The 21,560-nt window shown below is 64.5% G+C and carries 15 protein-coding genes and 1 pseudogene; 14 read left to right on the top strand and 2 right to left on the bottom strand.

What is annotated here, in order from left to right:
• Positions 1 to 203 precede the first annotated feature (203 nt).
• The 5 genes from LGM89_RS32465 (at position 204) to LGM89_RS32485 (ending at position 9,050) form a co-directional block, all read left to right on the top strand.
• A complete protein-coding gene (locus LGM89_RS32465; protein ID WP_226275142.1) occupies positions 204 to 1,970 on the top strand; it encodes a methyl-accepting chemotaxis protein in 1,767 nt (588 codons plus the stop codon).
• A 546-nt stretch (positions 1,971 to 2,516) separates the two neighbouring features.
• Complete coding sequence (locus tag LGM89_RS32470) at positions 2,517 to 4,439, top strand: PrkA family serine protein kinase (protein WP_011351905.1); 1,923 nt, start codon at positions 2,517 to 2,519, stop codon at positions 4,437 to 4,439.
• A gap of 125 nt (positions 4,440 to 4,564) precedes the next feature.
• Positions 4,565 to 5,833 carry a YeaH/YhbH family protein gene (locus LGM89_RS32475; protein WP_089456163.1) on the top strand — a complete coding sequence of 423 codons (1,269 nt, stop codon included), beginning with the start codon at positions 4,565 to 4,567 and terminating at the stop codon, positions 5,831 to 5,833.
• Positions 5,830 to 7,509: a SpoVR family protein gene (locus tag LGM89_RS32480; protein WP_226275143.1), complete on the top strand. Its 1,680-nt coding sequence runs from the start codon at positions 5,830 to 5,832 to the stop codon at positions 7,507 to 7,509. Before LGM89_RS32475 ends, LGM89_RS32480 begins: the two co-directional genes overlap by 4 nt.
• A gap of 236 nt (positions 7,510 to 7,745) precedes the next feature.
• Complete coding sequence (locus LGM89_RS32485; RefSeq protein ID WP_089494796.1) at positions 7,746 to 9,050, top strand: MFS family transporter; 1,305 nt, start codon at positions 7,746 to 7,748, stop codon at positions 9,048 to 9,050.
• Between the two features lie 74 nt (positions 9,051 to 9,124).
• On the opposite strand, the gene LGM89_RS32490 is transcribed toward LGM89_RS32485, so the two are convergent.
• Entirely contained in the window at positions 9,125 to 10,054 is a 930-nt protein-coding gene (locus tag LGM89_RS32490) for a LysR family transcriptional regulator (RefSeq protein WP_226275153.1), read from the bottom strand.
• 137 nt (positions 10,055 to 10,191) lie between these two features.
• Between LGM89_RS32490 and LGM89_RS32495 the strand changes: the two genes are divergently transcribed.
• The 8 genes and pseudogenes from LGM89_RS32495 (at position 10,192) to LGM89_RS32530 (ending at position 18,740) form a co-directional block, all read left to right on the top strand.
• Positions 10,192 to 11,193 (top strand): agmatine/peptidylarginine deiminase, encoded by a 1,002-nt coding sequence (locus LGM89_RS32495; RefSeq protein WP_226275281.1) that lies wholly within the window; start codon positions 10,192 to 10,194, stop codon positions 11,191 to 11,193.
• Positions 11,194 to 11,239: 46 nt separating this feature from the next.
• Positions 11,240 to 12,154 carry an N-carbamoylputrescine amidase gene (aguB, locus tag LGM89_RS32500; RefSeq protein WP_089494798.1) on the top strand — a complete coding sequence of 305 codons (915 nt, stop codon included), beginning with the start codon at positions 11,240 to 11,242 and terminating at the stop codon, positions 12,152 to 12,154.
• A gap of 10 nt (positions 12,155 to 12,164) precedes the next feature.
• Positions 12,165 to 13,277 carry a polyamine ABC transporter substrate-binding protein gene (locus LGM89_RS32505; protein WP_226275155.1) on the top strand — a complete coding sequence of 371 codons (1,113 nt, stop codon included), beginning with the start codon at positions 12,165 to 12,167 and terminating at the stop codon, positions 13,275 to 13,277.
• Between the two features lie 76 nt (positions 13,278 to 13,353).
• Positions 13,354 to 14,466 carry an agmatine/peptidylarginine deiminase gene (locus tag LGM89_RS32510; protein ID WP_089494800.1) on the top strand — a complete coding sequence of 371 codons (1,113 nt, stop codon included), beginning with the start codon at positions 13,354 to 13,356 and terminating at the stop codon, positions 14,464 to 14,466.
• A gap of 150 nt (positions 14,467 to 14,616) precedes the next feature.
• Positions 14,617 to 16,143 (top strand): agmatine/peptidylarginine deiminase, encoded by a 1,527-nt coding sequence (locus LGM89_RS32515; protein ID WP_226207766.1) that lies wholly within the window; start codon positions 14,617 to 14,619, stop codon positions 16,141 to 16,143.
• A 259-nt stretch (positions 16,144 to 16,402) separates the two neighbouring features.
• Positions 16,403 to 16,684, top strand: a pseudogene (locus tag LGM89_RS32520) (alpha/beta hydrolase); the annotation flags it as partial.
• 694 nt (positions 16,685 to 17,378) lie between these two features.
• Positions 17,379 to 17,957 carry a fimbrial protein gene (locus tag LGM89_RS32525; protein WP_089494802.1) on the top strand — a complete coding sequence of 193 codons (579 nt, stop codon included), beginning with the start codon at positions 17,379 to 17,381 and terminating at the stop codon, positions 17,955 to 17,957.
• A gap of 24 nt (positions 17,958 to 17,981) precedes the next feature.
• Positions 17,982 to 18,740 (top strand): molecular chaperone, encoded by a 759-nt coding sequence (locus LGM89_RS32530; RefSeq protein WP_089494803.1) that lies wholly within the window; start codon positions 17,982 to 17,984, stop codon positions 18,738 to 18,740.
• On the opposite strand, the gene LGM89_RS32535 is transcribed toward LGM89_RS32530, so the two are convergent.
• Entirely contained in the window at positions 18,698 to 19,015 is a 318-nt protein-coding gene (locus LGM89_RS32535; protein WP_226275157.1) for a hypothetical protein, read from the bottom strand. The genes LGM89_RS32530 and LGM89_RS32535 overlap by 43 nt on opposite strands.
• On the opposite strand from LGM89_RS32535, the gene LGM89_RS32540 reads away from it, so the two are divergent.
• On the top strand, positions 18,984 to 21,557 hold the full coding sequence (locus LGM89_RS32540) for a fimbria/pilus outer membrane usher protein (protein ID WP_226275159.1): 2,574 nt from the start codon (positions 18,984 to 18,986) through the stop codon (positions 21,555 to 21,557). The genes LGM89_RS32535 and LGM89_RS32540 overlap by 32 nt on opposite strands.
• The last annotated feature ends 3 nt before the right edge of the window (positions 21,558 to 21,560 follow it).

Genomic DNA, 21,560 nt, shown 5'->3' on the forward strand with positions numbered 1-21,560 from the left:
GAGCGCCGCTCATCCCCTGGCTTCCAACGTGCGCTGAAACACGCATTATTCATTTAGCTGTTTGTAATAAACAGACGAATAATTCGAAAAAATAGCGGAAACACCATCAAGTTGTGCGGTGCATGGTCGTAAATGCACCAAGTGAAGCAATGCTTCGAAGCGACGGGCTGTCCCGTCCATCACGACGCAACACAGGAAGGATGATGGTGTTCAAAAACCTGACGATTCGTGCGCGCATCGGTCTCACGATGGCGTTTCTGGCGGTACTCCTCGGGGTGATCGGCGCGCTTGGCGTGTACGGCATGACGCGCGCAAACGACACGACGCGCGATGTTTTCACGAACCAGATGCCCAGCGCGGTCGACGTTTCGGTGGCCGAGATCTACGCCGCGCGCGAACGCCTGGCGCTCGACCGTGGGGCGTTGCTGGCCGGCACGCCCGACGCGGCGGCGGCTGTCGAACGAAGCCGCGCGATGCGTGCGCAGTCCGATACATGGTGGCAGAAATACCTCGCGTTGCCGCGCGGCCCGGAGGAAGACCGGCTCGCGCAGGACGTCGCCGCGAAGCGGCAGGCGTTGCAGCACGCGTGTGACGCGTTCGCAAGCGTGATCGGAGCGAATCAGGCCGACCGGATCGGCGAAGGCGCGAAGCAGCTCCAGGCGAGCTACAACGACCTCTCGGTGGCGAGCGAGGCGCTGCGCAACTTCCAGTTCACCGATGCGCAAGCCGGCTTCGACCGTGCGGAATCGGCATTCGACACGGTGCGCGTGTTGGCGATCGCCGCGCTGGTGGCCGGCCTTGCCGCCGCGGTGGTGTCGTGGCTGACGCTGAGCCGCGCGATCGGCCGTCCGATTGCCGATGCGCTCGCGCATTTCGATGCGATTGCCGCCGGCGACCTGCGCCGGCCGATCGTCGTGGATCGCCGTGACGAGATGGGCCAGCTTCTCGAAGGCCTCGGCAAGATGCAGCGCGGGCTCGTCGACACGGTGCGCACCGTGCGCGGCGGCAGCGAGTCGATCGCGACCGCGGCGCGCCAGATCGCGGCCGGTAACATCGACCTGTCGTCGCGCACCGAGGAACAGGCCGCGGCGCTGCAGGAAACCGCGTCGAGCATGGAGCAGCTGACCGGCACCGTGAAACAGAACGCGGACAATGCACGCCAGGCGAGTTCGCTGGCCGCGAACGCGTCGGAGATTGCAAACAAGGGCAATACGGTGGTCGGCCAGGTGGTCGGCACGATGGGCGAGATCAACGACAGCTCGGCGAAGATCGCCGACATCATCGCGATCATCGAGGGAATCGCGTTCCAGACCAACATTCTTGCGCTGAATGCCGCAGTCGAGGCGGCGCGGGCAGGCGAGGAAGGCCGCGGTTTCGCGGTCGTCGCGGGCGAAGTGCGCAGCCTGGCCCAGCGTTCGTCGACCGCGGCCAAGGAGATCAAGGCGCTGATCGACGCATCGGTGGAGCGCATTCGGTCGGGTTCCACGCTGGTCGACGAAGCGGGGCGCACGATGAGCGACGTGATCAGTGCGGTGCAGCGCGTGACGGACATCATGGGCGAGATCGCGGCGGCGTCCGAGGAGCAGAGCGGCGGGATCGACCAGGTGGCGCGCGCGGTCGCGCAGATGGACGAGGTCACGCAGCAGAATGCGGCGCTCGTCGAGGAAGCCGCGGCTGCCGCGCAATCGCTCGACGAACAGGCCGGGCGCCTGCGTGAAACGGCAGCGGTCTTCCAGCTCAATGAAGACGAGGCACGCCCGGGTGTCGCGGCCCCGGTTGCCGTGCGTCACGCGCCGCGTGCGGCCGCCGCAACGGTGGCGGTGTCCGTCCAGGCTGCCGCGCGCGACGAGCGCGACGCACCCCCGAAACGCGTCGCCGCACCGGCGCCGGTACGCCGGCCTGTCGCTGCTTCTGCAGCACCCGCGCAAGCGGCCGCTACCGCCGACGCGGACGATTGGGAAACCTTCTGATTCGCGCGCGCCGCGCATCTATCCCCATTTGGTGACGAACGACGCCCGCAACATGCGGGCGTCGTCGTTTCCGCGACGGAAGAAATGTGACAGGCATGAATGACGATCGTGCCGCGTCGCATGCCGGGTGAAACGTGCCTCGAAGGATGCGTGCACAGGTGGTGCGTCATGTTCCCGCATCCGTCGTACGGGTATTTCCGTAAGGGCGCTGCGAAAAAAATTTGTAACGGCGCGCGCAACGTGTCGTCGAAAACGACCGCTCGAACGTATAGGGATGAAGGGGAGAAGCGACGACGTCGGAGGTGTCCAACACACAAGACGTTCCGTTGTTCGACGAGACGCGACGGATGCAGTTTCTGCGGCTCGGGAGGTCGATTGTAAAACGACGAAATGTGTTGTCCAAGCGGTGTTGTCGAGAATGACGAACTTCATACGAAGAGTTCGTGAAAAAAAATAAGAAAGGGTTTAGGATGAATTCGAACGCGCTTGCTTCTGCGCAGTCGTACGAAGGCAGGCACGTCTTCAGACTCAGGCGAGGGAGGTAGCATGGATATTTACAGCAGCTTCGCGAACCGCTTCGAAAAAACGCGAGAGGAAGAGCTCTCGCTGGAGGAGTATCTCGCGCTCTGCAAGAACGATCCATCCGCGTACGCGACGGCTGGTGAACGCATGCTGGAAGCAATCGGGGAACCTGAACACATCGATACCCGCAACGACCCGCGCCTGTCGCGGATCTTTGCGAACAAGGTCATCAAGGTCTATCCCGCATTCCGTGAGTTCTACGGAATGGAGGAGGTGATCGAGCAGGTGGTCGCCTACTTCCGACACGCTGCGCAAGGGCTCGAAGAGAAGAAGCAGATCCTCTATCTGCTTGGCCCGGTGGGCGGCGGCAAGTCGTCGATCGCCGAGCGTCTGAAGCAACTGATGGAGCGCGTGCCGTTCTATTCGCTGAAGGGTTCGCCCGTCAACGAATCGCCGCTCGGGCTGTTCGACTACGACGAAGACGGCCCGATCCTCGAGGAACAGTACGGCATTCCGCGCCGCTACCTGAAGAACATCCTGAGTCCGTGGGCCGTCAAGCGGCTGCACGAATACAACGGCGACATTCGCCAGTTCCGCGTGGTGCGCCGTTATCCGTCGATCCTGCGGCAGGTCGGCATCGCGAAGACGGAGCCGGGTGACGAGAACAATCAGGACATCTCGTCGCTGGTCGGCAAGGTCGATATCCGCAAGCTCGAACAGTATGCGCAGGACGACGCCGACGCGTACAGCTACTCGGGCGGCCTGTGCCTGGCGAACCAGGGGCTGCTCGAGTTCGTCGAAATGTTCAAGGCGCCGATCAAGGTGTTGCACCCGCTGCTCACCGCCACGCAGGAAGGCAACTTCAAGGGCACCGAGGGCTTCGGCGCGATTCCGTTCGACGGGATCATCCTCGCGCACTCGAACGAGTCGGAGTGGAAGGCGTTCCGCAACAACCGCAACAACGAGGCACTGCTCGACCGGATCTTCGTCGTGAAGGTGCCGTACTGCCTGCGCGTGTCGGAAGAGACCAAGATCTACGAGAAGCTGATCCGGAACTCGTCGCTGGCCGAAGCCGTGTGCGCGCCGGGCACGCTGAAGATGATGTCGCAGTTCTCGGTGCTGTCGCGCCTGCACGAGCCGGAGAATTCGAGCCTGTTCTCGAAGATGCAGGTGTATGACGGCGAAAACCTGAAGGACACCGATCCGAAGGCGAAGTCGTACCAGGAATACCGCGACTACGCGGGCGTGGACGAAGGGATGACGGGCGTGTCGACACGCTTCGCGTTCAAGATCCTGTCGCGCGTGTTCAACTTCGATTCGAGCGAGGTGGCGGCCAACCCCGTGCACCTGATGTACGTGCTCGAACAGCAGATCGAACGCGAGCAGTTCCCGCCGGAAACCGAGCAGAAGTACCTGTCCTTCGTGAAGGACGTGCTCGCGTCGCGCTACGCGGAATTCATCGGCAAGGAGATCCAGACGGCGTACCTCGAGTCGTATTCGGAGTACGGCCAGAACATCTTCGACCGCTACGTCACGTATGCGGACTTCTGGATCCAGGACCAGGAATTCCGCGATCACGACACGGGCGAGAGCTTCGACCGCGCCGCGCTGAACGCGGAGTTGGAGAAGATCGAGAAGCCGGCCGGCATCAGTAATCCTAAGGATTATCGCAACGAGATCGTGAACTTCGTGTTGCGTGCGCGGGCGGCGAATGCCGGCAAGAACCCCGTGTGGACGAGCTACGAGAAGTTGCGCGTCGTGATCGAGAAGAAGATGTTCTCGAACACCGAGGAACTGTTGCCGGTGATTTCGTTCAACGCCAAGGGTTCGGCGGAGGAGCAGCGCAAGCATGAGGACTTTGTGAACCGGATGGTCGCGAAGGGCTATACGCCGAAGCAGGTGAGGCTGCTTTGCGACTGGTACCTGCGCGTGCGCAAGTCGTCATGACACGCGCGGTACCGCGCCCGTACGGCGTCGCCGTACGGGTGTTTTCAGAGACGCCGCCGGCATGACGGGAGACGGCATGTGCGGCGAGCGTCCCGGCATATCGACTTTCGAGCGGGAGACCGGGAGTGCTTCATCAAATCATCGACCGCAGGCTGGCCGGCAAGAACAAGAGTATCGCCAACCGCGAACGCTTTCTGCGTCGCGTCAAGAACTACATTCGTCGTGCCGTGTCCGACGCGGTGCGCGACCGTAGCATCAAGGATATCCAGAGCACGCAAAGCATCACGATCCCGCGCAAGGACATCGCGGAGCCGAATTTTCGGCACGCCCCTGGCGGACGTCGTGAATACGTGCACCCCGGCAACGAGGACTACGTGCGCGGCGACAAGATCCCGCGTCCGCAGGGTGGTTCCGGCGGGGGCGGCAGTCAGGCGAGCAACGAGGGCGAAGGGCAGGACGACTTCGTGTTCGAGTTGTCGCGCGACGAGTTCATGCAGTACTTCTTCGACGATCTCGAACTCCCGCGCCTCGTGAAGACGCACCTGCTGACGGTGCCGAGCTGGAAGAACGTGCGCGCGGGCTGGTCGGCGGAAGGCACGCCGAACAACATCGACGTCGTGCGTTCGCTGCGCAGCGCGCTCGGGCGTCGCATCGCGCTCGGCTCGCCGCTCGTCAACGAGTTGCGCGAACTCGAGGCGCAGCTCGAGGCGATGAAGCGCGATCCGGAAGACCGGCGCGCGGAGATCGCGGTGCTCGAGGCCGAGATCCATCACCTGAAGGGGCGCATCTGGCGGATTCCGTTCATCGATCCGTTCGACCTGCGCTACATCAACCGCGTGAAGCAGCCGCAACCGTCGAGCCAGGCCGTGATGTTCTGCCTGATGGACGTGTCGGGCTCGATGGACGAGCAGCGCAAGGATCTGTCGAAGCGCTTCTTCATCCTGCTTTACCTGTTCCTCAAGCGGAACTACGAGCGCATCGAGGTCGTGTTCATCCGTCACCACACGCGAGCCGAGGAAGTGGACGAGGACACCTTCTTCCATTCGACCGAGAGCGGCGGCACGGTGGTGTCGAGCGCGCTCGAGCTGATGCGCAAGGTGATGAACGAGCGCTACTCGCCGACCGAGTGGAACATCTACGGCGCGCAGGCGTCCGACGGCGACAACTGGACCGACGATTCGCCCAAGTGTCGCAAAATCCTGGAAGAGGATATCCTCACGAAGACGCGTTACTTCGCGTATATCCAGGTCGCGCCGGAAGAGCAGAACCTGTGGCTGGAATACGCGCAACTGGCCTTGTCTCAGCCGCACCTCGCGATGAAAAAAGTCGAATCGGCTGCCGACATCTACCCGGTGTTTCGCGAATTGTTCGAAAAGCAGGTGGAAATGTCATGACGACCCGCCATCTGCACAACGAGTCGCGCGGCTATGCGCCGCGCCCTTCCGGCGACGACACGGCCGGCCCTGCCGCATCGCAGCAACGCGGGCAGGCCGAACCACCGCCGCCGGCCGCCGACTTGCCCGGCTCCGGGCGAAAGGAAGCGCGTATGAACGTTGCCGAACGCAAGCCGCTGCCGTGCCCGTCCGACTGGACGTTCGAACTGCTCGAGGAATACGACACGCACATCTCGCAGGTTGCCGAACAATACGAGCTCGATATCTACCCGATCCAGCTCGAACTGATCAGCGCGGAGCAGATGATGGACGCGTATGCATCGGTCGGGATGCCCGTCAACTACCGTCACTGGTCGTTCGGCAAGCATTTCCTGTCGACCGAGAAGAGCTACCGTCGCGGCCAGATGGGGCTCGCGTACGAAATCGTCATCAACTCGAACCCGTGCATCGCGTACCTGATGGAAGAGAACACGATGACGATGCAGGCGCTCGTCATCGCGCACGCGGCGTACGGGCACAACTCGTTCTTCAAGGGCAATTACCTGTTCCGGCTGTGGACCGACGCGCACGCGATCATCGACTATCTCGTGTACGCGAAGAACTACGTCGCGGAATGCGAGGAGCGCTACGGCCTCGATCGCGTCGAGGAACTGCTCGATTCGTGCCATGCGCTGATGAACTACGGCGTCGACCGCTACAAGCGGCCGCAGAAGCCTTCGCTGTCGAAGGAAGCCGCGTTGCGGCGCGAGCGCGAGGCGTACCTGCAATCGCAGGTGAACGAACTGTGGCGCACGCTGCCGGGCAAGAAGCCCGAGCTGATGGAAGAGCAGGAAGACCGCTATCCGCCCGAGCCGCAGGAGAACCTGCTGTATTTCGCGGAGAAGAATGCGCCGCTGCTCGAACCGTGGGAGCGGGAAGTGATCCGCATCGTGCGCAAGATCGGCCAGTATTTCTACCCGCAGCGGCAGACGCAGGTGATGAACGAAGGCTGGGCGACGTTCTGGCACTACACGCTGCTGAACACGCTGTACAACCAGGGGAAGCTGGAAGACAGCTTCATGATGGAGTTCCTGCACTCGCACAGCAACGTGGTCTACCAGCCGCCCGTCACGAAGCCGTACTACAGCGGGATCAACCCGTATGCGCTCGGCTTCTCGATGATGAGCGACATCCGGCGGATCTGCGAAGCGCCGACGGAAGAGGACTACAAGTGGTTTCCGGAGATCGCGGGCACCCCGTGGCTGTCGGCGATGCACTACGCGATGCGCAACTTCAAGGACGAGAGCTTCATCGCGCAGTACCTGTCGCCGAGCCTGATCCGCGACATGCGGCTCTTCTCGGTGCTCGACGACGACATGCGCGATTCGCTCGAGGTGTCGGCGATCCACGACGATTCGGGCTACCAGTACGTGCGGCAGGCGCTGTCGCGGCAGTACGACATCCATCACCGCGAGCCGAACATCCAGGTGTGGGCGGTGAATACACGCGGGGATCGCAGTCTCACGCTGCGCCACTTCATGACCGACAACCGCCACCTGTCGAACGACAGCGACGAGGTGCTCAAGCACATGGCGCGGCTGTGGCAATTCGACGTGTTCCTGGAAAGCGTCGACGAGGCCGGCACCGTGCGCAAGCGCTACGAGTGCCGCTACGTGCCGCCGGAGGTGCGGATCTGAACGTGTTGCCTGCGGAATGTTTGCATCGGACGCCAGCCTTGCGGCTGGCGTTTTCATATGACGAACGCGTGGTGGGAGAAAAATTTTCTACATCCGGACGAACCCGGAGAGCCCGTTACTTTACATTTCGCTAAAATCCCGTAGCGCCGTGCGCCGGAACCGGTGCCACGTACGATCGCACGCGGCGGCCCTCAGCCGTCTCGCCCAGAAAGCACTAAAAAGGAACTGACCCATCCATGGACGTCCAGACCGACCAAGCTGCGCTGTCCGCGCATGACACCCGGCGGCGCGTGTTCGCCATCGTCGGCGCCTCGTCAGGCAACCTCGTCGAGTGGTTCGACTTCTACATCTACTCGTTCTGCGCGCTGTACTTCGCACCGGCGTTCTTCCCGAGCGGCAACACGACGACGCAGCTGCTGAACACGGCCGGTGTGTTCGCGGCCGGCTTCCTGATGCGTCCGATCGGCGGCTGGCTGTTCGGCCGCATCGCCGACCGCCACGGCCGCCGCAACGCGATGATGATCTCGGTGCTGATGATGTGCGGCGGCTCGCTCGTGATCGCGGTGCTGCCGACCTATGCGCAGATCGGCGCACTCGCGCCGGCGCTGCTGCTGGTCGCGCGGCTGTTCCAGGGGCTGTCGGTGGGCGGCGAATACGGCACGAGCGCGACCTACATGAGCGAGGTGGCGCTGAAGGGCCGTCGCGGCTTCTTCGCGTCGTTCCAGTACGTGACGCTGATCGGCGGCCAGCTGTGCGCGCTGCTCGTGCTCGTGATCCTGCAGCAGACGCTGTCGGCCGATGAACTGAAGGCGTGGGGCTGGCGCATTCCGTTCGTGGTCGGCGCGGCGGCCGCGCTGATCTCGCTGTACCTGCGCAAGTCGCTCGACGAGACGTCGACGACCGCATCGCGCGACAAGAAAGACGCGGGCACGATCCGCGGCGTGTGGCAGCACAAGGGCGCGTTCTTCACGGTGGTCGGCTTCACGGCCGGCGGCTCGCTGATCTTCTACACGTTCACGACGTACATGCAGAAGTACCTCGTGAACACGGCCGGCATGCATGCGAAGACGGCCAGCAACGTGATGACCGTCGCGCTGCTCGTCTACATGCTGATGCAGCCGGTGTTCGGCGCGCTGTCCGACAAGATCGGCCGCCGCACGTCGATGATCCTGTTCGGTTCGTTCGCGGTGATCGGCACGGTGCCGCTGATGCATGCGCTGAAGGACGTGACGAGCCCGGTGGCCGCATTCGTGCTGATCACCGTCGCGCTCGCGATCGTCAGCTTCTACACGTCGATCAGCGGGCTGATCAAGGCCGAGATGTTCCCGCCGGAAGTGCGCGCGATGGGCGTCGGCCTGTCGTACGCGGTCGCGAACGCGATCTTCGGCGGTTCCGCCGAGTACGTCGCGCTGTGGTTCAAGTCGATCGGCAGCGAGGAAACCTTCTACTGGTACGTGACCGTGCTGTGCGCGATTTCGCTGCTCGTGTCGTGGCGGATGCGCGATCCGAGCAAGGAGGGGTATCTGCGTCACGAGCCGTGATCGGCTGCGCATGTGCATTTGAAGGTCGACAGACGTCCCGCCATCCGGCGGGACTTTTTTTTTGCGGCGTGCGATTACGCGGGCGGAGGCGTCGCGTGGTCGGGCGCCGGATCGGATGCGCTCGACCGGCTGCCTTGCTCGACCAGCCATTCGAACATCCGCTCGACGATCGGCGAGCGCGACGGGCCTTCCATGCGCGACAGCCACCACGTGGTGCCGGGCAGGCGCGGGTAATCGGCGAGCACGCTCAGCGTGCGCTGGTCGATGCCCGCCTGCGCGACGAGGCGCGGCAGGCACGCGATGCCGCGGCCGCGCAGCACGGCGTCCAGCACGAGCCGCTGGTCGTCGTAGATCGCATGCATCCGGAACGCCGACAGCCGCTCGCGGAATACGGTCGCCAGGCGCTCGTCGGTCAGGCTGGCTTCGAGACAGATGACGCCTGCGTGCTGCGGGTGCGCGTCGCGCGGCACGCGTTCGAGTTGTTCCGCCAGCGGCGTCGCGCACACCGTCACCCATTCGTCGTGCATGAACGGGATATCGAGCAGGCCGGGCTGCAGCATTGGCCGCGTGCCGATCGTCATGTCGACGTCGATCTCGTCGACGTAGCGCGCGGTTTCGTCGGTCGACAGCAGCGGGCACAGGTCGGGCAGCGCCTGCTGCAACTGCTCGAGGCGCGGCTGCAGCCAACCATGCAGCAACGGCGCGGGACACACGAGCACGACGAGCCCCGGGTTCAGGTAGGTCGCGATGCGGTCGAGGCCGCCGCGCAACGTGTCCATCGCGCGCTGCACGCTGCGCTGCAGGACCTCGCCGGCGATGGTCAGTTCGACGCCGCGGCCGCGCCGGCGGAACAGCGGCTGTCCGAGTTGCGCTTCGAGCTGCTGGATCTGATGGCTGATCGCCGATTGCGACAGGTGCAGCTCGTCGGCCGCGCGCGAGAAATTACCCAATCGGGCCGCGGCTTCGAAGCCAGTCAGCAGTTTCAGGGACGGAACGCGTTGCATAGAGGTATGAGGCAGATTGATTGATTTGGCCAATAAATATCAATATTCATCAAGTTTAACCTGACGCACAATCGGCCATCAATCACAACGGAGGCTGAACGATGGGTCGCTTTGATGCTCGCCAGCGCGGTTACCGGATGCCCGCGGAATGGGAATCCATGGACGCCACGTGGCTCGGATGGCCGGTTCTCCACGATCGCGAGGATCTGTGGGGGAGCCACTATGCGCAGGTGTGCCGCGAATTCGCGCTGGTCGCGCGGACGATCGCCCGCTACCAGCGCTGCGTGGTGGCCGCGCACTACAGCCAGGCCGACGCCGCGCGCGAGATGGTCGGCGCGAGCGTCGACGTGCTGCCGGTCGCGGCCGAGGACAACTGGCTGCGCGACTGCGGGCCGGTCTTCCTGGTGAGCGAACAGCGCAGGCTCGGCGCGGCCGTGTTCCGCTTCAACTGCTGGGGCGAGAAATACCAGCCGTACGACGGCTGCCAGCAGGCCGGGCAGGACATCGCCCGCGCGGCCGGCGCGGAGATCTTCAATTCGCACCTGGTGCTGGAGGGCGGCGCGTTCTATGTCGACGGGCAGGGCACGCTGGTCACCACCGAGAGCTGCCTGCTGCATCCGAATCGCAATCCGCACCTGAGCCGCGCGGAGATCGAGGCGGAGCTGCGCCGGATGCTGGGCGTCGAGAAGATCATCTGGCTGCCGGGCAATCCCGATGAAGTGGAGACAAACGGGCACGTGGACGGCATCGCGTCGTTCATCGCACCCGGCCGGATGCTGTGCCAGACCGCGCTGCCGGAGCAGGGCGACTATTTTCACGTGATGCGGGAAAACCGTCGCGCGCTGGAGCGGGCGACCGATGCGGCGGGGCGTCGCTTCGAGCTGCTCGACCTGCCGTCGCCGATCGTCACTGAACGCTTCGGCTCCGAGCGCTACTGCGATTGCTACGCGAACTACATTCTGGTGAACGGCGCGGTGATCGTGTCCGCGTTCGGCGTCGAGCAGGATCAGGCGGCGCGCGAGGCATTCGGCCGCGCGTTTCCCGGGCGTAACGTGGAGATGCTGCCGATCCCGACGTTGTCGATCGGCGGGGGCAGCATCCACTGCTCGACGCAGCAGCAGCCGTCCGTCGCGCACTGAGCGGCGTTTCGTCAGCGGTTTCCGGTTCGACCGAGGAGCAATCGCAATGCCGTCCAAACACATCACCGTCGCCGCCGTCCAAATGGCGTCGGGCAGCTGGAATCTCGAAGACAACATGGCCACCGCGGAGCGCCTGATCCGCGCGGCGGCCGCACAGGGCGCGAATCTCGTGCTGTGCCCGGAGCTGTTCGCGATGCCGTACTTCTGCCTCGACCAGAACGTGCGTCATCTAGAACTCGCGCAGCCGTTCGAAGGCAACGCACAGATCGCCCGTTTCGCGGCGCTGGCCGGCGAGCTCGGCATCGTGCTGCCGATCGGCTTCTTCGAGCGCGCGGGCAATGCCGCGTACAACTCGGTCGCCGTCGCGGACGCGGATGGTCGCGTGCTCGGCGTCTATCGCAAGACGCATATCCCGGACGGGCCGGGTTATACGGAGAAGTTCTATTTCACGCCGGGCGACACCGGCTTCAAGGTGTGGGACACGCGCTTCGGCCGGATCGGCATCGGCATCTGCTGGGACCAGTGGTACCCGGAGACCGCGCGCAGCCTCGCGCTGATGGGCGCCGAGATCCTGTGCTTTCCGACCATCATCGGCTCGGAGCCGTTCAGCAGTGCGTTCGATTCGTCCGGCCACTGGCAGCGCACGATGCAGGGCCACGCGGCCGCCAACATGGTGCCGGTCGTGGCCGCGAACCGGATCGGCCGCGAAGTGGGCTTCGGCAACGGCAATCCGGCGCAGCAGGGGCTCACCGGCGTGTTCTACGGGTCGAGTTTCATCGCGGATCACACCGGCGAGAAGCGGGCCGAGGCGAACCGCACCGATGAAGCCGTGCTCGTGCACACGTTCGATCTCGACGCGATCCGCGCCGACCGGCAATCGTGGGGCTTTTTCCGCGATCGCCGCCCGGAGATGTACCGCACGTTGCTGACCAGCGACGGCGTGTCGTCGTGTTATCGATGAGGGAGGCCCGATGAAACGGAAAGGAGGGTTGCGCTTCGCGGTGCCGGGCCTCGCACTGTGCGTGATGGCCGGCACGGCCCGCGCCGACGAAGAGAAGGTGCTGAACCTGTACAACTGGAGCAATTACTTCGCGCCGGATACGCTGGCCGGCTTCGAGAAGGAAACCGGCATCAAGGTGCGCTACGATGCGTATGAGAGCGACGAGACGCTGCAGTCGAAGCTGCTGACCGGCAACAGCGGCTACGACCTCGTGTGGCCGACCAACGACTTCATGGCCAAGCAGATCCAGGCCGGCGTGTTTCGCAAGCTCGACAGGAACCGGCTGCCGAACCTGAAGTATCTCGATCCGTCGCTGCTGAAGCAGATGGCGCAATCCGATCCGGGCAACCAGTACGGCGTGCCGTACATGTGGGGCACCGTGGGCGTCGGCTACGACCGCGCCAGGGTGCGCGCGATCCTCGGCAAGGACATGCCGGCCGACAGCCTCGACCTGCTGTTCAGGCCGGAGATCGCGGCGCGCGTCGCCGCGAAGTGCGGGCTGGGCCTGCAGGATTCCGCGAGCACCGTGCTGCCGCTGGCGCTGCGCTATGTCGGCCGCGATCCGATGCACCCGTCCGCGCAGGACTATGCGGCCGCGCAGGCGATGCTGATGAAGATCCGGCCGCTCATCCGCGAGTTCGTCAATTCGTCCGATGCCAACGAGCTGATCGACGGCGAGCTGTGCGTGACGGTCGGCTTCTCCGGCGCGATCAACCTGGCCGCGCAGAAGGCGAAGGCGCGCGATCCGAAACGCGACGTGGTGTACGCCATTCCGCGGATCGGCACCCTGATGTGGTTCGACGCGATGGTCATTCCGGCGTCCGCGAAGCATCCGGACAACGCGCATGCGTTCATCAACTACATCCTGCGTCCGGACGTGATCGCGAAGATCTCGAATTCGACGCGCTATGCGAATGCGAACCAGGGCGCGCTGAAGCTGATGGACCCGGCGCTGGTACGCGATCCGGGCATCTATCCGGACGAGGCGACGCGGCGTACGTTGTTCACGCCGATCGCCGAATCGCCGGCCGCGATGCGTCTGGAAGGCCGGACCTGGCTCGGCTTCAAGACGGCGCGGCCGTGACCGCGCATCATGAAGCCGCCGAACGATTGAAACCACCGAAGCAAACGAAGCAATCGGCAAGCGAATGAGGAATGCCATGACAACGAGACGTCAACTGTTGAAACGCGGCCTGTCCGTATCGGGGGCGGCGCTCGCCGCCGGCGCGCTGGGCGGGTTGCTCGGCCGCGCCGCGCACGCGCAGCAGGGCGCAACCTGGCACATGCCGGACGAGGGCGCGCCGCATACGGCGACCTGGATGGCGTTCGGCCCGAGCGAGGACATCTGGGGCGCGCGGCTGTTGCCCGTTGCGCGCGCGAACCTGGCCGCGATCGCGAAGGCGATCGCCGCGCACGAGCCGCTCAAGATGCTGGTGCGCGAGCAGGACTATGCGATCGCATCGCGGCTGTGCGGATCATCGGTCGAGCTCGTCCAGCACCCGGTCGACGATCTGTGGATGCGCGACACGGGGCCCGTGTTCGTGAAGAACGCGTCGGGCCAGCTCGGCGGCGTGAGCTTCAATTTCAACGGCTGGGGCAACAAGCAGGAGCACGACCAGGACGCGGAAGTCGCGCCGTTCGTGGCGGAGCGCGCCGGTGCGCGGCTGCTCGACACGCGGCTGGTGCTCGAAGGCGGCGGCATCGAGGTAGACGGCGAGGGCACGGCGATCATCACGCGCAGCTGCGTGCTCAACCGGAACCGCAATCCGGGCGTCAGCCAGGCACAGTGCGAGGCGGAGCTGAGCCGGCTGCTCGGGCTGAGGAAGATCATCTGGTTGCCGGGCATCGCGGGCAAGGACATCACCGACGGACATACCGACTTCTATGCGCGCTTCACGAGCCCGGGTGTGGTGGTGGCCGGGCTCGATACCGATCCGTCTTCATACGACCACGCGGTGACGCGGCAGCATCTGGAGATCCTGCGGAAAGCCACCGATGCAAAGGGCCGCCCGTTGAAAGTCGTCGTGCTGCCGGGGCCGAAGTCCGTCCGGCATCAATACGAGAACGATGAGTTCGCGGCCGGCTACATCAACTTCTACGTGTGCAATCGTGCGGTGATCGCGCCGGCGTTCGGCGACAGCCGCGCCGACCGCAATACGCGCGACACGCTCGTCGACCTGTTTCCGGGGCGCGAGATCATCCAGCTGAACATCGACGGCATTGCCGCGGGCGGCGGCGGCATCCACTGCACGACGCAACAGCAGCCGGCCTGAGCGCGGCCGCGGGCCGGCATGCGTGACCGGCCCGTACGACCGTAGCAGGCAGCCATTCATTCAGGACTACTGAAGAAAATGCGGAGTCCGTCTTGCGAGACGGAAGCCGGCGTGCACGCGTGCGCGCCGACCGCACAAGGGAGTTGAAACATGATGAAACGACGTACCCATGCGAACACCGGTGAGCGCATGCAGCGCACAGCCGATAACGGCCGGCGCGGCTTTATCCGGTATTCGGCCGCCTTTCTCGGCGTGCCGCTGCTGGGCAGCCTGACCGCTTGCGGTGGCAGCGGCGATGGTGCATCCGGCGCGGCTTCCACGTCGCCAGGCACGACATCTGGCACGACGCCGTCGACGCGGCAGGTCAAGTACCGGCTGCCGGCCGAAGATGCGCCGCATGCGTCGACCTACATGGCATTCGCGTCCGGCGCGGATGGCATCTGGATGCCCGTCACGCCGCAAAGCACGGATGCCGGCATCGAGCGCGTGCGGGCCGACCTGATGGACGTCGCGAAAGCGATCGGCGCGACCGAACCGGTCGACATGCTGGTGCTGCCGGCCGATCTCGACGCGGCCCGCGCGCTGCTCGCGACTGCGAGCGTCGCGAACCCCGACCTGCACGCGCGCTATGCGGCCCGCGCCGCGGGAGCCGGCGGGATCAACCTCGTGCCGCTCGCCGACGGCTTCAACGATTTCTGGGTGCGCGACACGGGGTGCCTGTTCGTCAGGGATACGACGAACGGCGATGCGCTGAATGCGGTCGGCTTCAATTTCAACGGCTGGGGCAATGCGAACACCGACGGCGCCGGCATGAGCCCGGGCGCGACGGTCCCGCCGGAAGTCGCGGCCGCGAGCAACCGGTCGAAGGCGGGCAAGTTCTTCCAGCCGTTCAGCCGCGACAACGCGGTGGCGGGCTGGATGGCGCAGCGGAAAGGCGCGAGCCTGATCCGCAGCACGCTGACGCTCGAAGGCGGCGCGATCGAATTCGACGGCGACGCGACGGCGATCCTCACCGAATCGTCCGTGCTGCACGTGAACCGGAATCCGCAGCTGTTCGACATCCCGAACGGCGTGATCGCGAATGCGACGCTGCTGCCGACGGCGAAAGACACGGTGCTCGCCGAACTGCAGCGCACGCTCGGCGTGCGGAAGATCATCTGGCTGCCCGGTACGGCGACCTATCCGCGTGGCAGCGGCGTGGGCGGTGCCGGCGGCGCGGCGACCCCGGCCGGCGAGACCGACATCACCAACGGGCACGTCGATTTCTACGCGCGCTTTCTCGCGCCCGGCGTGGTCGCGTGTTGTTACGACGTGTCGAACTCGACCGGCGAGCGCGCGTTGACGGACGCGAACCGGCAACGGCTTGCCGGCCAGACCGATGCGAATGGCCGACCGCTGCAGATCGTCGAGCTGGTGCCGCCGGTCAATTTCGGCACGTCGGCCGGCACCCGCCTGACCGACCGGCAGATGACGAATTTCGCGGCCGGCTACATCAATTTCTACGCCTGCAACGGAGCGATCGTGATGCCGAAGTTCAATGACGCGGCCGCCGACGCGGCCGCAGTCGCCGCGATCCGGCCGTATGCGGGGAACCGGGCAATCGTGCAGGTCGACATCCTCGGCATCGCGTCGGGCGGCGGCGGCATCCACTGCTCGACGCGGGAGGTGCCGGCGTGAGCGAATCCCGTCATATCGATATTGAAATCGATTCGTTGTCCATGACGGGCGAATTCCTTAATCTGGGCCTGTAGTTCGTGTGACACCTCCTTGACTGGGATTCGCGCCCGCTGCTTGCAGCGGGCGTCTTTTTTGATGCGCTGCGTCTCACGCCGGTCGCGGCGGGGTCGGTCGCGCACGGCGGCTCGCCTATGCCGGCTGCTGCATGTCCGCGTGATGACCCGGATCGGCCGGGCCGGTGGCGGTTCGATGACTTGCCATGTCAAGGAGAGAAGCGCTCGTGATGGCCGTCACGCGGAAGACGCCGGTGGCGAGCACGTTCGCGGACACCATTCACGCGCCGGCCTGGCGCGTGAAGCCGTCGTGGTACCCGATCTCGAGCGACGACCGGATGATCGCGCCGGAGAACCAGCCGCGGATGTCGGCGCGGATGGACGCGCGCAAGGTCATCACGCTCGATGCAAGCCATGCGTCGCTCACGTCGAAACCGGTTGCGGTCGCAGCGTTGATCGACGAGGCGGCGGCCGCGCTCGCCGGGTGATGTAGCAGGGCACGGCGCGGTGCCGCGCTCCGGGCCGGTGCGGCAACGCACATCTCGTCGCGAAGCGACGGGTCCCACTCCTTCCATACGCCAACAGGTTCCTGCCCGCCAGTGGTGCCGCATGCAGCCGGTTCGTGTGCGATCTGACTGCATGCGACCTCGGTGAAATGCGACGCCGCGACGGGATTTCGATTTCGAAAACCCGATCGACACGTCGACTCTCGATCTTGCGCAACTTACTCATGCTGGAGAGTGGGGATTTGACTTTTCTTATTTTGAAATTTTGAGAAATGGAAAATTCTCAAGATTTTCCAGTTAAAGTCACATTGTTTTGATTATTTATTCAATCAAATTGATTGTTATTTCTTATGTCGACGTGCGATATCGCATTGTCAGTGGCGCATGCGCGATACGTTGCAGCCGCAAGCAGCGCCGCAGTGAGTTGCCTGCCACAATCATCGCCGCGAGACAAGGCGCTCGAATGGCTAAATGGAATTCATATTTCTTACTCGTACTATTTGAGGAAAATTTCCGGGCAAATAGAATTGCGATGTCGTCGTTTTTCGAGGATAAAAATTCATTTATTCGAGATGGCGCGATGCGATCTGTATTTCGGGATTTCAAGTCCCATGGAAACTCCTGAGCCGGTCGGAATGTTTCGAGAAAAACCATCCATTTGAGAGGAATTCCAAAGATGAAAATGAACTTGCTTCGGGGTTGCGTTGCAGCAGGCATCGCCAGCGCCGCGCTGGTACCGTCGCTTGCCCACGCGTTCGACGGTGAGCTGGCCTTCTACGGCAGCATCTCCGACGTCACCTGCAACGTCAACGGCCAGGCACCTGGCTCCAGCAATCGGCAAGAGGTGCAACTTGGCGATCGCGTCGACCCGGCCATGTTCGACGCGATCGGCAAGACGTCGAATGACGTCGAGTTCAGTGTGAAGATTGGCGGCAATACGGGCTGTACTAACGGCACGAAGGTCGTGATGGAATTCGATCCGGTGTCGGTCAACATCAACCCGTCGACCGGCAACCTGAAGCTCATCGGCACCAAACCGGCGGAGGGCATCGAAATCCAGATCAAGGACGCGGGTAACACCAAGAACGGCAAGATCATGCTCGGCACGCCGCAGACCGACCCGCAGATCGCGACCGTCGAGAACAACACCGCGACCCTGACCTACAAGGCGGCATACGTGTCGACGGCCTTGCCGGCTGGCATCAAGGCAGGTTCCGGCAACTCGTTCATCCGGTACGTGCTCGCTTACCACTGATCGGTCCCATTCCCGTTACACGTCATGACATTGTCAATTCGGATTCCTTATTCAAGAGTCGTGGCCGGTGTCGTGGCGTGGGCTGCCTGCGCCACGCTGGCGCAGGCAGCCCTACTGTTGAACGGTACCCGGGTGATCTTTCCCGAGCGTGCCCGCGACGTGACGGTCCGAATGGAAAATTCCGGCACGCAACCGGTCCTCGCCCAGAGCTGGATCGACGACGGTCGCGCCGACGTTCCGCCCGAGCAGATGCGTACGCCGTTTGTCGTTGCACCTGCTCTGGTGCGCGTCGAAGCGGGGCGGGGCGCGGTGTTGCGCATCACGAACATGCAGGCGTCGCTGCCGTCCGACCGTGAATCGGTGTTCTGGCTGAATGTGCTCGAGGTGCCGACGGTGCAGCAAGACGCGGACAACCAGTTGCGCTTCGCGTTCAGAACCCGCATCAAATTGTTCTACCGGCCCTCGGCGCTCGAGAACGACGTCGACATGGCGCAGGACGCGCTGGTCTGGAGAGCGTCTGCCGATGCGCAGCGCGCGGGCGGACGACGGATCACGCTCGAGGTGTCGAACCCGACGCCGTACTACGTGTCGTTCGGGATGGTCGAGGCCGAGGTCGGCGGCACCTTCGTCGAAGCTGGTGGCGGGATGGTCGCGCCGTTCGGTACCCAACGCTTTCCGCTGCCGGGTGTCTTCACGCAGTCGCATCGCGCGAGGGCCGTGCGCTATATGGCCATCGACGATTACGGCGGACGCAGCACGATAACCAAAAAACTGACCGACTGAGCAGTTTTTTCACGCAACGCATCCATCCAGAAGGCACCACCCGGCATGCCGATCCCGATGTATTGGATCGGTATGCGAAATAACTGTAACAACATGCGCAGTTCAGCAGGTTTCCATTCTTCATGCGTATCGGAGTTACCGCTGCGACTACCGCAGCGGCCTTGCCTGATGGCGGTCGCGTCGGTATTTGCGTCGATCGCGATGACGTCGGGTGCAAACGCCGTCGCGGATACGGCCGTCGCGGTGGCGCGGGACGACGAGCGCAGCGAGACCACGGACGTACCGCCGGCGGCCGGCAAGACGCATTTCGACGACTCGATGCTGATGCACGGCCATGGCAGCGAGCCGATTGACACGACGCCGTTCGAGCGTCCGAACGCCGTCGAGCCGGGGCTGCATCGTGTGGATCTGATCGTCAACGGGCAGTGGCGCGGCGTGGAGGGCATCACTTTCCATCGCGACGCGCGCGATGACGTGTTGCCTTGCTACGACCGGCTGCTGCTGCAGCGGGCAGGTGTCGATCTTGACCGGAGCGCGCGCGGGCAGGACGGCAGCCAGCCTCCGAATCCGATGCCCGACGGGCTGATCTGCGAGGCCCTGTCCCGATACGTTCCCGGCGCCATGTTGTCGTTCGATGCGGCCGAGCAGAAACTGTATCTGACGGTTCCGCGGTTCTACATGCGTTTCGCCGGTCAGAGTACCTACGTCGATCCGGCCAACTGGACGAACGGCGTGCCCGCCGCGCGGTTGAACTACAACGCAAGTGTGTTCACGACGCGTTCGGGCGGGTACGAATTCACGCAGTTCTACACAGGCCTCTCGATGGCGGCGAGCGCCGGGCGGTTCCGGATTCGCCACAACGGCAACCTCACCTGGTCGCAGCGAGGCGGCGCCCGTTATCAGCGCGGCTACGTCTACGCGCAAACCGATCTGCCCGACTGGAACGCGCAGTTGCTGGCCGGCGAGAGCTCGACGAGCGGCACACTGTTCGACGCCGTGTCGTTCCGCGGCGTGCAGATCGCCAGCGACGACCGCATGCTGCCCGACGAACAGCGCTACTACGCGCCCGTGGTGCGCGGCGTCGCTCAGTCGAATGCCAAGGTGGCGATCTACCAGCGCGGCTATCTGGTTCACGAGACGACCGTCGCGCCGGGGCCGTTCGCGATCGACAACCTGCAGGCGATGAGCTACGGCGGCGACCTGAACGTGACGGTGACCGAGGCCAACGGTGAAACGCGCAGCTTCGTGGTGCCGTTCGCGACTGCGGTCCAATTGCTGCGTCCCGGCAGCACGCGATTCAGCGCGATGGCGGGCCGGGCGATCGACGTCGGCGGCGGCATTGGCACGCAATACGTCGGCCAGTTCACGGTGCAGCGCGGCGTCAGCAACGCACTGACGGCCTACGGCGGCGCCGCGTTTGCGAGCCGCTACCAGTCGGTGCTGATGGGTGTCGGGCTCAATACGTCGATCGGCGGCTTCGCAGCGGACGTCACGATCGCGCGAACCCAGCCGCCGGGCAGCGAGCGCCTGACCGGTTCGAGTATCCGCGTGTCGTACAGCAAGAACCTGCCGAACAGCGGCACGAACTTTTCGCTGCTCGCGTATCGCTACTCGACCAAGGGCTATCTCGGCCTGCGCGATGCGTTGATACTGAACGGCCGGAGCGATCAGCGCGTGGGCGCCGAGGCATTCGCGCGGCTGCGCAATCGGGTCGATCTCAACGTGAGTCAGCAGATCGGGCGATCGGGCAGCGTCTACGCGAACGGATCGGCACTCAGCTACTGGGCGGGAGGCGGGCAATCGCTCAGCTTCACGCTCGGTTACAGCACGCAATGGCGCGATGCGACCGTAACGGCGTCGGTGCAGCGCGTGCGCAACCTGTCCGCTCGGCAACCGTCGTTCGGCGGCGGGGCGGGCAGCACGCTCGTGAGCCTGAACGTTTCGATTCCGTTGGGACGCAACACGCGGCGCGCGCCGATCTTCAGCACGCTCACGACGCATGACACCAGCGCCGGCACCAGTGCCACCGCGAGCCTGGCCGGCCGTTTCGGCGAGCAGAGCGCCGGATCGTACTCGCTGTCGTCGAGCTACGACGGCAACAACCGCGCGTCGTCGGGCAGTTTCGGCGTGGGCTATCAATTGCCGGCCGTGTCGCTGTCGGCGAACGTCGGCTTGGGAAGCGGCTACCAGCAGGCGTCCGCGAACGCGGTGGGCGGCCTGGTGCTGCACCCGGGCGGCCTGACGCTGGCGCCCACCTTGAGCGAGACGGTCGGCGTCGTGCACGCACCGCACGCGCGCGGTGCCCTGGTGGGGAACTCGAACGCGCGCGTCGACCGGTTCGGCTACGCGATCGTACCGAGCCTCACGCCGTATCAGCTCAACAAGATCGACATCGATCCGAAGGATATCGCCGACGATGTCGAACTCAAGACGGTATCGCGCAGCGTCGCACCCCGCTCGGGCTCGGTCGTCATGCTGTCGTACGACACACTGAAGGCGCGCGCGCTGCTGATCGACGCGCAGACCGACGACGGCCGGCCACTGCCGTTCGCGGCGCGTGCGCTCGACGCACGCACCGGCACTTTGCTGGGCGCGGTCGGGCAGGGTAGCCGCCTGCTGGTGCGCAGTGCCGACGACGACGGGCAGATCCGTGTCGAATGGGGCACGCGCGCCGATCAGCGGTGCGTGATCGACTATGCGGTGCCGGCGCCGGAACGTACGTCCCGCGGCTATGTGACGCTGACGCGTGTCTGCCGCGCACTTCCAGCGATTGTGCCTGTTGCGGCGACGGCGCGCGGCCAGCACGTGGAGCCATAGTTC

The sequence above is a fragment of the Burkholderia sp. AU31624 genome (assembly GCF_020420065.1).
Lineage (GTDB): Bacteria > Pseudomonadota > Gammaproteobacteria > Burkholderiales > Burkholderiaceae > Burkholderia.